Source organism: Rapidithrix thailandica (genome assembly GCF_039710355.1).
GTDB lineage: Bacteria > Bacteroidota > Bacteroidia > Cytophagales > Flammeovirgaceae > Rapidithrix > Rapidithrix thailandica.
This window is the reverse complement of sequence record NZ_JBDKWZ010000007.1, coordinates 360,801-376,612: the sequence shown is the minus strand read 5'-3', so window position 1 is coordinate 376,612 and position 15,812 is coordinate 360,801. Positions and strand designations below refer to the sequence as shown.

13 protein-coding genes are annotated in these 15,812 nt (G+C 42.4%); 11 read left to right on the top strand and 2 right to left on the bottom strand.

Annotation, left to right across the window (positions count from 1 at the left end; genetic code table 11):
• Positions 1-131 precede the first annotated feature (131 nt).
• The 10 genes from AAG747_RS14645 (at position 132) to AAG747_RS14600 (ending at position 13,321) form a co-directional block, all read left to right on the top strand.
• The gene (locus AAG747_RS14645; RefSeq protein WP_346821928.1) at positions 132-1,838 is read left to right on the top strand and encodes an alanine/glycine:cation symporter family protein; all 1,707 of its coding nucleotides are present in this window, start codon (positions 132-134) and stop codon (positions 1,836-1,838) included.
• Positions 1,839-2,100: 262 nt separating this feature from the next.
• Entirely contained in the window at positions 2,101-3,189 is a 1,089-nt protein-coding gene (locus tag AAG747_RS14640) for an aminotransferase class V-fold PLP-dependent enzyme (RefSeq protein WP_346821927.1), read from the top strand.
• A gap of 81 nt (positions 3,190-3,270) precedes the next feature.
• Positions 3,271-3,399, top strand: a complete 129-nt coding sequence (locus AAG747_RS14635) for a hypothetical protein (RefSeq protein ID WP_346821926.1) — start codon at positions 3,271-3,273, stop codon at positions 3,397-3,399.
• Between the two features lie 219 nt (positions 3,400-3,618).
• Positions 3,619-6,579, top strand: a complete 2,961-nt coding sequence (locus tag AAG747_RS14630) for a tetratricopeptide repeat protein (protein WP_346821925.1) — start codon at positions 3,619-3,621, stop codon at positions 6,577-6,579.
• An 81-nt stretch (positions 6,580-6,660) separates the two neighbouring features.
• Positions 6,661-8,343: a TonB-dependent receptor gene (locus AAG747_RS14625; protein WP_346821924.1), complete on the top strand. Its 1,683-nt coding sequence runs from the start codon at positions 6,661-6,663 to the stop codon at positions 8,341-8,343.
• 65 nt (positions 8,344-8,408) lie between these two features.
• Positions 8,409-9,431, top strand: a complete 1,023-nt coding sequence (locus AAG747_RS14620) for an HU domain-containing protein (protein WP_346821923.1) — start codon at positions 8,409-8,411, stop codon at positions 9,429-9,431.
• Positions 9,432-9,646: 215 nt separating this feature from the next.
• Positions 9,647-10,342 carry a MotA/TolQ/ExbB proton channel family protein gene (locus AAG747_RS14615; protein WP_346821922.1) on the top strand — a complete coding sequence of 232 codons (696 nt, stop codon included), beginning with the start codon at positions 9,647-9,649 and terminating at the stop codon, positions 10,340-10,342.
• 126 nt (positions 10,343-10,468) lie between these two features.
• The gene (locus tag AAG747_RS14610) at positions 10,469-10,861 is read left to right on the top strand and encodes an ExbD/TolR family protein (RefSeq protein ID WP_346821921.1); all 393 of its coding nucleotides are present in this window, start codon (positions 10,469-10,471) and stop codon (positions 10,859-10,861) included.
• A gap of 61 nt (positions 10,862-10,922) precedes the next feature.
• The gene (locus tag AAG747_RS14605) at positions 10,923-11,807 is read left to right on the top strand and encodes a hypothetical protein (RefSeq protein WP_346821920.1); all 885 of its coding nucleotides are present in this window, start codon (positions 10,923-10,925) and stop codon (positions 11,805-11,807) included.
• A 233-nt stretch (positions 11,808-12,040) separates the two neighbouring features.
• Positions 12,041-13,321 (top strand): bifunctional folylpolyglutamate synthase/dihydrofolate synthase, encoded by a 1,281-nt coding sequence (locus tag AAG747_RS14600; protein ID WP_346821919.1) that lies wholly within the window; start codon positions 12,041-12,043, stop codon positions 13,319-13,321.
• Positions 13,322-13,408: 87 nt separating this feature from the next.
• Here AAG747_RS14600 and AAG747_RS14595 read toward each other — a convergent pair whose 3' ends face one another.
• Positions 13,409-14,050, bottom strand: a complete 642-nt coding sequence (locus AAG747_RS14595) for a pseudouridine synthase (protein WP_346821918.1) — start codon at positions 14,048-14,050, stop codon at positions 13,409-13,411.
• Between the two features lie 122 nt (positions 14,051-14,172).
• On the opposite strand from AAG747_RS14595, the gene AAG747_RS14590 reads away from it, so the two are divergent.
• Positions 14,173-15,168, top strand: a complete 996-nt coding sequence (locus tag AAG747_RS14590) for a hypothetical protein (RefSeq protein ID WP_346821917.1) — start codon at positions 14,173-14,175, stop codon at positions 15,166-15,168.
• Between the two features lie 34 nt (positions 15,169-15,202).
• Here AAG747_RS14590 and AAG747_RS14585 read toward each other — a convergent pair whose 3' ends face one another.
• Positions 15,203-15,586, bottom strand: a complete 384-nt coding sequence (locus AAG747_RS14585) for a co-chaperone GroES (RefSeq protein ID WP_346821916.1) — start codon at positions 15,584-15,586, stop codon at positions 15,203-15,205.
• Positions 15,587-15,812: the final 226 nt, after the last annotated feature.

Genomic DNA, 15,812 nt, shown 5'->3' with positions numbered 1-15,812 from the left:
TAAACAATAAAGAAGGAAGTAAACACTTGAGCTTCATTTCACTAAAATTGTCAATTTTATTTAGAAATATTTAATGAAAATTCTATTTTGCGACTTTGTTAAAAAATTGTGACTACACTTAAACACAGCTTATGCAGGAACTTAACGAAATTTTAAAAACCATTGATAGCTTAATCGGTGGATCACAATGGTTTGTGCTTCTCCTTTTAGGTACTGGATTGTTTTTTACTTTTTACCTTAAATTCCCCCAGATTCGTTACTTCCGCCATGCCTTACGAGTTGTCAGGGGAAAATACGATAAAGATGAGGATGTAGGGGATACCTCTCATTTTCAAGCTTTGGCCACTGCCCTTTCCGGAACAGTTGGTACCGGTAACATTGCCGGAGTGGCATTGGCCGTACATTTAGGTGGGCCCGCAGCCTTGTTTTGGATGATCATGACAGCTTTCTTAGGGATGACCACCAAATTTGTAGAGGTAACTCTTTCACATAAGTACCGGGAGCAGGCCAAAGATGGAAGTATTGCCGGAGGGCCCATGTACTATATGAAAAATGCTTTGAACCTGAAATGGTTGGCGGCCATCTTTGCCGTAGCTACCATCATCTCTTCCTTTGGTACGGGAAATATGCCTCAGATTAATAGTATCGCGAACTCTCTGGAAAGTACATTTGGCTTTGATAAAATGTTTACCGGAGCGGTATTGGCGATTATTCTGGGCTTTGTCATCATTGGGGGAATTAAACGGATTGCAAAGGTTACGGAAAAGTTAGTGCCTTTTATGGCGGTTGTTTACTTCATCGGAGCACTGGCAGTCATTTTATACAATATCGAAAACATCGTTCCTTCCATTATTTCAATCTTTGCGGATGTATTTTCAGGGACAGCCGCTACCGGAGGCTTTTTGGGGGCTTCTCTGGCTTTTGCGTTTAATCGAGGGGTAAACCGGGGCTTGTTCTCCAACGAGGCCGGTCAAGGTTCGGCCCCAATTGCCCACGCTGCGGCTCGTGCACATGAGCCCGTTTCCGAAGGTTTGGTAGCAATTCTCGAACCTTTTATCGATACCATTTTGATTTGTACGCTTACCGGGCTGGTACTATTGTCCTCGGGAGTTTGGCAAGAAAAAATTGAAAATAAATTCCAGGAAGCCGACATTGTTTTATTGGACGGGGCATATGATGATGCCAATCCGGAAGATAAAGTGAAGCTGGGAGATCATTTAAATCAAGAATCGCAATTACCTCTGTTCAATGGGGACCTTACCGTAACCGAGGGGCGTATTCAAGACGCTGTTACGGTTATTCATGCCCGGTCTGTGGCGGAAGATGTACATGTGCAAATCTCCAAGCAACCTTACACTGGTAAAGTGCATGTTGAAGACGGAATGTTGAAAACGGGTGATAAGGAAATCGTACTCTATGGCAAATCGCTTATGCACAGTGCGCCTTTGACTGCCGAAGCCTTCAAACGCAGCTTTTTAGGGGACTACGGACAGTATATTATTTCCATCGGTTTGTTACTTTTTGCCTTTTCCACAGCTATTTCCTGGTCGTATTATGGAGGAAGGGCAGTGACGTACCTCTTTGGCAGCGATGCCGTAAAATATTACCGGGTGGTTTATGTATTAGGATTTTTCTTGGCTGCTTTTACGGATACAACTATTATATGGACACTTTCCGGAGTAGCCATTGCCTTGATGACCATTCCTAACTTGGTGGGTATCCTGATGTTGAGTAAAGAAATGAAACAAACCAATCAAGAATATTGGGAGCAGTTCCGTTCGGAATGGCCGGATGAAAAAACTCCTGAGCCTGGTGCTAAGTTAAAAAGCAATGCATAATTCTTTCTCTTAAGCACTCTTTTGACTTTTATGACAGCCTGGTGGGGTATTTTCCATCAGGCTGCCATAAAATATAAGCAGTGAGAATAAGCCTGCTCATTCATCAGGGGTTTATCCGCGCTCCTTTCTATTTTTGCCTACCTTTCCTAAACAACCTCCTGTTTGCAGATGCAATTTTATTGCTTTCGAATGAATGTAAGCTGCATTCAATCTGTGATTTCTTTGTACTTTTGTTTGAGTCCTACTTTAATAAATGATTTACATGAGCAAAAACATCTATTTAACTCCCGGCCCGAGTGAACTGTATTTTACGGTTCAGGATCATCTGAAAACTGCTATACAAGAAGACGTGTGCTCGATTTCCCATCGCAGCCAGGCTTTTATGGATATTTACCAGAATACAGCAGCCCGTGTGAAAGAATTGTTAGGAGTGCCGGAAGAGTATTATCTGGTGTTTACCAATACGGCAACGGAAGTTTGGGAGCGGTTGATTCAAAATTGTGCCGAAAAGCAGACCTACCATTTGGTAAACGGTTCTTTTTCAAAACGCTTTTACGAGTTTTCCGGTCTTTTAGGACGAAAAGCGACAAAGTTAGATGTGCCTTTCGGAGAGGGGTTTGATATCGATCAAGTAGTAGTGCCGGAAGAAGCCGAAATGATTTGTGTCACACAAAATGAAACCAGTTCGGGGGCAGCCCTTCCCGTTGACGCTATTTATCAATTGAGAGAGAAGTATCCAGATCAGCTCATTGCGGTGGATGCAGTATCTTCGGTGCCATACCTGAATATCGATTATCGTAAAATTGATTCGCTCTTTTTTTCCGTACAAAAGGGAATGGGATTACCTGCCGGATTGGGGGTTTGGATTTTCAATCAACGCTGTGTAGAAAAAGCAAACAGCCTGGAGGCAAAAGGGCTGTCTATCGGAACCTACCATTCGATACCTTCCTTGTTGGAGAAAGCCGTGAAGCATCAAACTCCGGCAACCCCTAATGTTTTGGGAATTTACTTACTGGGCAAAGTATGTGAAGATATGTTGAGAAGAGGGGTGGAGCAAATCCGCCAGGAGGTGGAACACAAAGCGGCATTGACATATAACTTTTTTGAGGCCCATCCGAATTTTGAGTGTTTTGTTCAGAAAAAGGAGCACCAATCCCAAACCGTATTGGTTGCCAATCTGGTTAATTGTACTTTTCAACAAGTGAGCGAGTACCTTAAGCCTCACCTCTTACAAGTAGGGAGCGGTTATGGCAAGTGGAAAACCTCGCAAATCAGAATTGCGAACTTCCCGACACACTCCAAAGAAACCTTTTTTAAACTTTTGGATCTGTTGCAAGAATTCAAAGCGTAAATCCATAGAGAAAAACCAACGCCTTTCAAAGTTATACCTGACCGTTAACCTTTGGAAGGCGCTTCATCAAAATAGAGGTCAATGCCTAAGTGGCAAAAAAATTGTGTCAATCTATTAAAAAAATGTGAAATGCTGGTGAAAGAAGCAAGGCGTACAGAAGTTTTGGCGCTTGATGAAGGAAATCCTCTTTTCCCTTTTGGCCGCATTTAGCAGAAATTGAACAGGGGTTTCAGACGATTGCTTGGGGAATCTCCGGGCCTGTTTGTTGAAAATAACCATCGAAAGCACTGATACAATAGGGTCATTGCGAATTTGGTGAAAGATTTTTTTGAAGTTTACGAGACTTCTTTTAGTAGAATAGAGACAGGCTTCGTATGTTGCATACTTTTACAGCCGGTTTTTATATTGATAAAAAACTAAACTTGATAAATGAATAGAATGCACCGCCTCTTCCTAGTCCTTTTATTAATAGGTTTTGCTCATGCAAAAAGCTGGGGGCAAAATACCTTGACCGAAGTTCATGAGGACCTGCATTACCGCAATGGCCTGGAATTTTTTGAAAAGAAAAAATATGCGGCATCCCAGCATAGTTTTGAAAGGTACCTTGCCTTAGGATATACCGATGACCGGGCGATTCAAGCGGAATATTATGTGGGTTTATGTGCTTTGAAATTACGCAACCCTAACTTCGAGTCGTTGATTCTGGCCTTTGTGGAAAAGCACCCTACCCATCACCTGACGAGGGAAGCGTACATTGACTTGGGTAGCTATTATTTTGATAAAGGACAGTTTTTGCCGGCACAAGAGTATCTTGAGAAAGCCCGTATAGAAAACCTGGTAACGGAAAGGGACATTGAGGCGAGCTATAAATTGGCATATGCCTATTTTGAATTGGGCAAGAACCGGGAAGCCAAAAAAATCTTTAAAGTGATCAAAGGGGGGAGCCATCCTTATGCAGCCCACTCCAGCTATTACTACGGGTATTTATCCTACCTGGATGGAGAATACGAAGAGGCAATCCAAAATCTTGAAAGGGCTAGCCAGCATCCTGATCTTCGCAAAGATTCCTATGTTTTACTCCCTAGCATTTATTACAAACAGCGTAAGTTCGATAAAGTGTTGGCGTATGCCCAGGAAATCGAAGCAAGAGGGGAAGAAGTGCCCTTGGAGTTACAACTATTAGTTGGAGACGTCTATTACGAACAAGAAGATTATACACAGGCAGCAAAATATTTAGAGGAATATATGCAATCCAACCAGGCGGAAGTGGACCGGGGAGAGTATTACCGGGTAGGGTATGCTAATTTTAAAACCGGGAATAAACATGCCGCGGCAAAATACCTAAGCAATGCGGCAGACGGACAAGATACGTTGGCGCAAGTAGCCGCTTACCATCTGGGAATTTGCTATTTGAGTTTGGATGAAAAAGAAATGGCGGTAGCCGCTTTTGATAAGGTGCGCCGATTGGAACACGATGAACAAATCCAAGAATTGGGAGCCTATTATTTTGCCAAAGCAAGTTTTGATGTGGCAGACTTCCGGACGGCTGTGGAAGCAGGAAAATTTTATATCGATAATTTTCCTGACGGCACGCATACACAAGAAGTTTTTTCCATTGCCAGTGAGGCCTTCCTGCACTCGGGAGATTATGAAGAGGCCTTACGATATATTGCCAATGTGAAAAGTGACGACCCGCGCTTTCAGGCCGCCTATCAACAAATTGCCTTTAATAAAGCTGTTCAGGATTACAATGACGAAAATTACGGAGAAGCAGTGCGGACTTTGAAAATGTCTTTGCGGTATCCGATGAACCAAGAGGTAACTCATGCGACTAATTATTGGCTAGGGGAAATCTATTCTTTCGGAAATAAATACGACACGGCCCTGGTCTATTTTCAGCGGGTACCTACAAGCTCCTCATACAACCAAAAGGCACAGTACGGAAGAGGATATGCCCTTTACAACACCAAAAAATATGAGCAGGCATTGTACCAGTTTAGCAATTATATCCAGCATTCTTCGGATGCCGACAAGAATAAAAAGGTGGACGCTTTGATGCGGCTGGGAGATTGCTACTATGTCACCAAAAATTATGAAAATGCACTAAGAGTTTACCAAGTAGCGCTGGACAACGGAAGTGTGGATATGGATTATATCCATTTTCAAATGGGCATGACCTATAAACAATACGGAAGGTTTAACGATGCCAACCGTAGTTTTGACAAAGTCATCTATGAGCATAACCAATCCAAATACCGGGAAGAAGCTTATTACCAAAAAGCGATGGTGTTTTTTGAAAATGCCCGTAGAGCGGAAGCCGTCAGTTGGTTCTCCAAAATTCTGGCGGAATACCCCAACAGTGTCTTGGTACCCTATGTATATTCCAAAAGAGCATTGTCCTATAAGTTGCAGAATAATTTAGCGCAAGCGGCTAATGATTATAAAAAAATTATTGACCTGTATCCGCGGCATAAAGTAGCGGAAAGTGCTATCCAATCATTACAGGAAATCAACTCACAAGGATATGCCGTACAGGATTTGGCTTTGTATATTCAAAAGTTTACCCGGGCAAACCCGGAAAGCGATGTAACTCTGTTGGCAGCTTACGAAGCCGCAAAACGCCCGTTTGACAATGGCAATTACCGGGAAGCGGTGGTGTCATTAGGAAACTTTATCAAATCAACACAGCGGTCCAGATACACGGGAGATGCATATTATTATTTGGGATACAGTTATAACTTGTTGGATAATCAGAACCTGGCGTTGAAAAGTTATAAAGAAGTAGAGGGCTCTTTGAGAGTGAGGGCCGTCAGGGAAATCGCGGAATTGGAATTTCAAAATGAAAATTATTCCGAAGCCTTGCAATACTATCTGGAGTTGCAAAAACTGGCAGACAAAAAACGCTATACGGAGCAAGCACTGTCAGGCTTGGTTCGCTGTTATTTTGAGTTGAATGATTTTGAGGCGACCAATATTTATGCAAAACAAATTTTGGATGAAAAAATCAGTCGCTACCAAACCTTGGCCCTGTTGTATTTGGGAAAAGTGCAATTGGCACAAGGGGCTTATATTCAGGCAGTCAAGCAATTTCAGTTGACCACTACTTCGGCCGAAGACAAATATGCTGCGGAGGCACAATACTTGATCGGCATGGCCTTGCGCAAACAAGGAAATCTGGAAGAAAGTACCCAAGCGTTGATCGATGTGCGGAACAAATTTGATTCCTATCCGGAGTGGATTTATGAAGCATATTTGCTGATTGCCGAGAATTATATAGACTTAGGGAACAAGTTTCAAGCAAAAGCTACTTTAAATTCCATTGTAGAAAACAGTAAAGATCCAGTGTACCAAGAACGGGCAAAAAACCGTTTGGCCGAACTGGAAATCTAACAGGTCATACAAGAACCGGAAGCGGGGGAAGAAAGCCTGGAGTTCCTTTTAAATACATTACAAACTAACACATAACACAGAATGAAATTCCATCGAATTCTCTATAAATGCTTGGCCCTTTCAGTAGTGGCATTGTTGCCATTCGGAGCATTGGCACAACAAGATAAATTTGTGAAGGAAAGTACGGATCTGAAAGATGCCGAATTCCGGGTGGAGAAAGAATCCGTGTTAGAGTTGCCTGTTGCCGGACGGATATATTCGAAAATGGATAAAATCGAGCAATTAAAACCGGATACCCGGCAAACCTATGAATTGCAATTGGTGGATTACGAGTTGCCATTGTTGGAACCGCAAATTCATGCGGCCAAAATGGAGCGCCCCTATCCGGAAATCTTAACCGGTAATTATGTAAAAGGAGGGGTAGGTTCATACATTACCCCGTATTTTGAAGGAGTGCATAGTTCTTTGCGCAGTGAAAAAATAAATTACTCGGTGCATGCCAAGCATTTATCTTCCGTATGGGGTCCGGTGGATAAAGAATTCAGCGGTACCAGTCATAACCTTTTGGAAGGGAATGCGAAGTTTTTTACCCCTACGGGCGATGTCAGTACGTACCTGGGCTATGACCGGAGAATGGTTCATTTTTACGGGTACGATACCTTGGCCGATAACCTGGAAGCCAAAGACCTTAAACAACTGTATCATACAGTGAAAGGTGGGCTGGAGTTTGTTCAAAATACACAAAGTTATACACCGTTTCAATTCCGTTCCGGATTGGACTTTCATCATTTACAGGACCGTTTGGGGGCAAGAGAGAACAACCTCCAATTGCATTTCCGGTCCAAATACGAACTGAATGACGAAGCATTTATCAAGGCTGATTTGGAATTATTGTTTTCAAACCGGAAAGACGAAGGGGTAAACAATACCCGGAACTTGTTCTACTTGAGCCCTTCTTACAATATGGAGGTGGACAAATTAAAAGTACAGGCCGGAGTCCGGATTGTCTATAATTCGGATTCAACCATGGACGCGAAGTCTTTGTATTTCTACCCGGACATTCAGGCCACGTATCAGGTGGTGGAAGATGTATTGGAAGCATATGGTAAAATCACCGGTAATTTGCACCAACGCACACTACTGGATTTTGCCCGTGAAAATCCCTACTTGAACAGTCGTGTTCCTTTGGCTCATGCCAATGAAAAATTGAGGTTTGAGGCGGGAGTGAATGCCTCTCCTACCCGGAAGTTAGGTTTGAGAGCCGGGTTTTCCTTCAATGCCGTGGAAAATTTACACTTTTATGTGAATGACACATTGAACAGAGCCAAATTCAATATCCTGTACGATGAAGGCAATACGAATGTATTGAATTTCTTTGCAGAACTTTCAGCTGATTTCAACCCACTAAAAGGAGTGTTGAAGTATCAGTTTTACAATTATAATACAAAAGACCTGGCAGAGGCCTGGCATCGCCCTTCTTCCGAGTTTGATTTGATGATGCAGTATAACCATCAGGATTTCTTGACTATCAAGGCAAGCGCTTATGCTTTGAGTGGGATCAAGGCGATGGAAATAAATGCGGAACGAAGTACCACTACTTTGGATCCGATATTTGATTTGAACTTACAAGGAGAATACAAGGTATTTGAGAACCTGTCGGCATTTTTGGCGATTAATAATATCTTTTCCCAAAAATATCAGAGATATTTGTATTATAATTCCAAAGGAATCCATGCCCTTATCGGAGCCATGTATACATTCTAATCAGGGGAACAATATGGCCCCGGAGTAGATTCTTTTCGTATCTGAGAATTAGCACCAGTGAAACCATGATTGAAGAATATTTCAAAAGAGCGCTTGCGCAATATGAAAAAGTATTGATACCCGGCTTGGGGACTTTTACCAGTTATCCTACCGGAGCTAAATTTGACGAAGAAGATAAGATCATATCCCCTCCGGATGTGGCTATCGACTTTAGTCCGGATACCTTGGCCCTGGGGGCTAAATCATTAACCGATTTTATTGCGGAGTCTTCCGAAGATGCCGACTATACCAATATCGAATCCCATATTGCAGATTTTGTTTTTCAAGTAAAAGAAGCCTTGGATGCCGAAGGATATTATGAAGTGGAAGGCTTGGGTTTGTTGAAGAAAACCGTGGAAGGGGATATTCGCTTTGACAAAGATGAAGATGTGAACCTGAATGTGGAAAGCTATGGTTTACCCAAATTGACCGCAGAGCCGGTGTATGAAACACAGATAACGGCCAATACTTCCCAGGTGAAAAAAGCTCCTTCCGATTTGGTGCTTTTGCTGATCCTTATTCCTTTGTTGGTTATCACCGTCTTTGCCATTTATTTTATCATTAATCCGAGTGCTTATGATAAACTGGTGGATGTCTTTACGAAAGAAGAAGCGATAGAGTTGGCTTCCAATTCTACAAAAGGGGAAGCCGATAATAATCCTGGTAAAACGACTCCTGTAGGGCAGAAAGAGTCAGAGAGTAAACCAGTGAGCCCCACTTCGGAGAAAGAGAAAGGTGTCTCGCCTGCCGGGCAAGACACAAAGAACCCTCAAAAAAATACAAAACCTTCAACGCCTTCACCTTCGGGAAGTATTATTACTTCCAAAACGGGCCGGTATTATGTAATCATCGGAAGCTATAGCACGGTAAAGAATGCACAAGTTGCAGTGAAAGGAGCCAATGAGAAAGGATATTCCAACGCTAAAATTTTACAGTCGGGTACCAGTTATCGGGTTTCTATAGACGACCGGGCCGGCAAAGGCGATGGAAGTAAAGCGGCACAAGATGCAAAAAAAGATTACTCAGGAGCCTGGTTATTACACTATTAACCTTTAACTTTCTCTGCAATCCGGGCCGAATAACATAAAAGAGGGCGCAGTACAAAGCTGTGTAAACGGCAACATCAAAGAACAAGAAGTATTCTTTTTAGTTAAGATATTTTTTTGCAAGACACAGGGAGCGATTGAACAGATCAAGTACTGTTTTTGCTGTTTAGTTTATTTTTTATAATTATACCAACTGAAACATTTAAACCTAAACAAATATGACGTTACTGCTTTTCCAGGAGGTTTTGGACACTTTGAACGTAACAGAAGGACTCACTAGCCCCGAATTGGTCGAAGAAATTAGACTTTGGGAATTGATCCAAAAAGGAGGACTGACTATGCTTGTCTTATTTCTTCTGTTTTCATTTTCGGTATATGTATTCGTAGAGCGGATTAATATTCTTAGAAAAGCGAAACAAGAGCCAGGTACTCTTTTGAATAAAGTGAAAGAGGCGGTACTGGCCGGAGACGTCAACCGGGCTAAAGTAGCCTGTGACCAACATCAGACTCCGATGGCTAAAATGTTGATTTCCGGACTGAGCCATATCGGTTCTTCCTTGAAGAATATCGAGGCTGCCATTGAGAATGTAGGCAGGCTGGAAATCTACAAACTGGAAAAAAACATTTCCGTATTAGGGACAATTTCCGGAGCAGCACCGATGATCGGCTTTTTCGGAACGGTGATCGGAATGATCAAAGCGTTTATTGCAATTTCTCAAAACGAAGGATCGGTCAGCCCTAAATTACTTTCTTCGGGGATTTACGAGGCCATGATTACCACAGCCGGAGGACTCTTTGTCGGAATCCTCGCTTATGTGGCATACAATTACCTGGTACGGCAAGTTTCGGATGTGGTTCACAACATGGAGGTGACCACGATTGAATTTATCGACTTATTACAACGCCCTAACTAAATCAAGACAGCCTGTTGCTGGCAGGCACACGGTCTTTGCGGATAAGTTACTTGTCATAAAATTGTGAATTGCCCGTATTACGCACCGGCATATATTCCTTGTTAATTGATAACTGCACATTGAAATATGGCTTTAAGCTCAAAAAATAAAGTAGACCCCAGTTTCAACATGTCTTCGATGACAGATATGATCTTTTTGTTATTGGTCTTTTTTATGCTTACTTCCAACTTTGTGACCCCTTCGGGGTTACCTATCAAAGTGCCTACCAGTAAGGCTTCATCCAAAGTGATGCCTAAGGTAAATGTGGGCATTACCAAAGATCTTAAGTATTATGTGAATGAGGTGGAGGTACCGTATAATTTTCTGGAAGACGAACTGAAGTCCATTTTACCTGTGAAGGAAGAAGGGGTGGTTGTATTGCAGGTGGATAAAGATGTACCGGTTCAATACTTGGTGAATGTAGCGGGGATTGCTGCAAAATTAAAAGCAAAAGTATCCATTGCTACCCGGCCTGAGTAATACAAACGCATTACTCACTCCACACAAACCTCTTTTACACATTCTTTAAGTTAGAGCATTTATGGAGGAAGAAAATAAGAAAAAACGGCAGCGTACGGCTTTACTCATTACCTTATTGGTGGATGCGGCAGTCATTGCCGTACTTATATTTGTAGTTGCCTGGAGAGCGCCTGACCCTCCAATTCCGCAATATGGAATTGAAGTAAACTTCGGAACCATGGACTTTGGCTCCGGTGATATTCAAAACCAAACGACTCCCAATAATAATGAGAGCATGGATAAAGCCAAGCCGGATGTGGAAACTCCCCCTACGGAAGAGCCCACTGAAGATCCGGTGCAAGAGCCTCAACCCTCTCCGGATCCTGTAACAGAGGATCCGACTCCGGAAGAAACTCCTACGGAAGTGCCTCCGGTGGCAGACGAAAGTGAAGAGTCGGTAGAAACGGTAGAAGAAATGCCTGAACCCGATCCGGTGCCGGATAAACCGAAGGAAGAAAAACCGAAAGTAAATCAGGAAACCGTGTTGAAGCCGGTTCCCGGTTCGAAAGACAACAATACGGGTACGGCAAATGAAAACCAGGCAAATAACAATGGCAACCAAAATAAAACGGGCGATCAAGGAAAGAAAGAGGGAAACCTGAATGCGGATGCCTTGTTAGGTTCCACCGGAAGTGGGGGCGCAGCCTTGGACATGCCCGGTTGGAATTGGGACGAAATGCCAAACGTAGTGGACAACTCCAGAGAAACGGGGTATGTAGAGTTTGAAATTAAAATTGATGACGAAGGAGAAGTTATTTCGGTGAAAACACTGAAGCGATCGGTGACCTCGACCGTAGCCAATGTATATAAAAAAGAAGTGGAAAACCTTACTTTTTCACCGGTTACCGGAGATAATCCTCCTGCCTTTACGGTGGGAAGAATCCGCTTTACCATTACTTCCAGATAGTATATTGAGTCAAAACCAAAAGCAGGGAGATTTTCCTAGCGGACTGCTTAATAAAGAACCTGAATTGAACGGACGATTGCCATACCGCAATCGTCCGTTCCTTTTTAGCTAAAAGGGAAAATTAACCTGTACAAAGGCATACTTTCTATCAGCATTCCTTTGTAATATTGCCTTTCAAACCTTATAGCTATAGGGTTTGGTTGCTAGATACTTTATAAATAAAACGTAATACCTTGAACTTCCAGGAAACACTCAATTATATGTATGAGCGCCTGCCCATGTATCAACGGGTAGGAAATACGGCATTTAAAAAAGACTTGGGGAATATACAAATTCTTTGTGAACGTTTAGGCAATCCTCAAGAAGCTTTTCAGTCGGTCCATATTGCAGGCACCAATGGCAAAGGAAGTTCTTCGCATATGCTTGCAGCCATACTGCAATCGGCTGGGTATACCACCGGGCTGTATACTTCCCCTCACTTGCGGAGCTTTACGGAAAGAGTAAAGGTAGACGGGCAAGAGATAGAAGAGGAGTTTGTGATTCACTTCATTGAAGAACTTCGGGACATTATTGAGGAAATACAACCTTCGTTTTTTGAAATTACGGTGGCTTTGGCCTTTGCCTATTTTCAATCGAAAAAGGTTGAGGTGGCAGTGATCGAAGTAGGACTGGGAGGAAGGTTTGACTCTACCAACATCATTCAACCCCTGGCCTGTTTGATTACCAATATCAGTTTTGACCATGTGGACATGCTAGGCGATACCCTGGAGAAAATCGCTTTTGAAAAGGCCGGTATTATCAAACCGGGAGTTCCGGTAGTCGTGAGCCAAAGGCAAGCCGGGGTGGATCAGGTATTTCAACAAAAAAGTGAGGAGGTAAATGCCGCTTTGAGTTTTGCCTCGGATGCATTGCAGGTCGTTCCATCGGAAAAGGGTAAAATCACCGTTGTGCACAAAGAGCAACCCAATAGGGAATTTATGCCATCTCTTTTGGGAAAACATCAACACCTTAATATTTGCGGGGTCTTACAAATGATAGAGGTACTCAATACTCAAGGGCGGTTAAAGATCCCCGAAGGCGCTGTTAAAACAGGCATCGAATCCTCCCAACAGCTAACCGGGATCAAAGGCAGGTGGCAACAGTTAGGTGAAGCACCGTATATCTTTTGTGATATCGGCCACAATGAGGAGGGCCTGGCGACTGTGGTGGAGCAAATTTCCCGCTATCCCTATGATCAATTGCATATAGTATTGGGGATGGTCAAAGACAAAGAGGTAGGTAAACTGTTACAGCTCTTGCCCCAAAAAGCCCGTTATTATTTTTGTAAGCCACAAGTTCCCAGAGGCTTGGATGCGGGAATTTTGTATGAAAAAGCTTTGCACATAGGACTCCGAGGCGAACTGGCCAAAAGTGTTGCGGAAGCCATCAACAAGGCCAAAGCAGCGGCTAGTCCCCGTGATTTTATCTTTATCGGAGGAAGTACCTTCGTAGTCGCTGAGGTTGAAGGTTTATAGATTAGTTTTGAATACATTAAAACCCCTTCGATTTTGGAAGTGAGACGCTTCTCTTTGAAGGGGTTTCTCTTTCGGAAATAGAAAGAATTACTTTTTAAATAATGCTTTATAAATTGCATTCCGCGGCAGCTCTTTTACCTCACCCGGTTGTAAGTTGCCAAGAGAAAGGTTTTCTATCCGGGCACGGATCAGGCGAAGGGTAGGAAAGCCTGCTTTGGCTGTCATTTTCCGCACTTGCCTGTTTTTCCCTTCCATCAATTGCAACTTTAACCATGAGGTAGGGACTGTTTTCCGGTAACGGATAGGCGGATTACGGGGAGGAAGATTTTCCGGCTCTTCCATCGCAAAGGCTTGAGCAGGCAGTGTTTTGTAAGTCTTTTTGTTGACTTTTATCTCAAGCCCCTTTTTTAATTGATTCAGCGCCTCTTGGTGGATTGCTCCTTCTACTTGTGCCCAGTATTCCCGTTGGTGTTTGTGCTTGGGATGTAGCAAACGCTGATTGAGCTGTACATCATTGGTCAAAATAAGCAAGCCTTCGCTGTCTAAGTCCAACCTGCCCACAGGGTACACATCTTTTGGAAACGGGCCTAGGTCTTTCAATGTAGGCCGTCCTTGCTCATCCATAAACTGTGTCAACATGCCATAAGGCTTGTAAATAATATAATAGTTAAATAGATCTCCTCTCACAAGTGCAAAATTATTGTCAATGATTGCATTAAATTGTCCCAAAAATACAACAATCTTATCGAAGCTAGGTAGAGAGTGTAAATCTGCAATTCTTTCCTGCTTCTACTTTTAGCGTTTTATCAGGATTTTGATAAATTACTTGCCAACTTAAACCAATCGTTTTTATGAACACCGTTCACCTGAAGGCATTCGGCATTCTGTTATTAACCGTATTATCGTCTTGTTATAAAAATTACTCTTCTTTTCAGGGAAGTATTAATGATATTCCTTTACCTGATGAAAAGGAAGAAGAGGTGCAATTGTTTTTCGGAAACGAATTTCCCCAAAACAAGCCGTTTATAAAAATTGCTTATTTGGAAGTAAGGGGTAGTAAAAAAGAAGAGTACGATGATTTGTTAAGTAAGGTAAAAGCCAAAGCGCAGCAGATAGGGTATGATGCCGTAATCTACATTACCCCCCAAACCAAAGTAACGGAAAATAACTCGTGGATCCGTCAATTACTAAATGGAGAGCAAGAAAACGAAGTGCTCCCGGTAACTGCCTTAACCGGTGTAGGGGTCAAATACATTGAAAACCTGGAGCATTTGACCCGCATTCCTCAAAATCAGAAAATTTATTTGGATACTTCCATTATAAAACAACCCGGTAACCTTATAGCGGAAATTAGCTTTGACTATTGGGGGCAGTTTCGACAATCCGAATACCACCTGCGAAGGTATGCCCACTACTATTCCAATTATATCAGGCCGTTTTCACTGTTTTTCTTATTGAAGGATGAGAAACCCTGGAAGTATAAAACGGATAAATCCGGACGAATCAAAAAACGGAAACTAATTTCAACCTTGGGTGAGGAGTGGGTTTGCCGCTTCCATTATAATTCAGAGGGAAATATAGCGAAACTGTACTTGCAGGAAGCCTTGCGTTCCAAAAGATTTGCGATTGAATTAAACTATCAAAATGACCGGATTATAGAAGAAGTCGTCCGGAAAGACGGAAAGCCTTATATGAAAATTTTTGTGGAGTACGATGAGAGAGGACGTATTCGTACAACAAAACATTGGGTGCATCAGCAAGTTTACATTCCTTTGTTAGAGACCGAATACGAATACTACTCTTTGGATGATTTGAGAAAACGTGCGGAAGAACAAACAGGCATGTAAAAGGCCGCAACTGAGCGACCTTTTGAAATAGCAATTACGTGAAGAGTGATTCGTCCCTTTCCAATAATAAAATGGATTGTTGGGGGACAATAAAATATTTTTCTTCCTCATAAACGACTTCGTAAGCACCTTTTTGTAAGAAGATGGCCAAATCCCCCTCTCGGGCTTGTAACGGGATATATTTAACTTTTTCATCTACTTCTTTCCAAGGCTCTTCATAGTCGTCAGAAGGCATAGGAAGCGGGTAACCCGGACCTACCTTCATCACATAGCCCGATTGGATCTTTTCTTTTTCTTGTACACCTGGAGGTAAAAACAAACCGCTCTTCGTCTTCTCTTCCGGAGATTTGGGTTTGATCAGGATGCGGTCTCCGACTACAATTAAGTTTTTAAGTTTATTTCCTGTTGTCACAGCCATTCTGTTTTATACATATTAAATTAGTAGTTTCGGTTTACTATGGGTGCTATCGAGAGCATTCGGCAAAGTTAATATCCTTTTAAATGTTTCTCACTATATCCCCCTCCCGTACATAGGAATAACATAATTCTCGGACAAGAGGGCCTGTTTCGTTGTGGTAAATGGCTACTATTTGAAAATCAAAGATTTAAGCCTCTTCGACAGATTTAGTAAAAAAATGGATAAA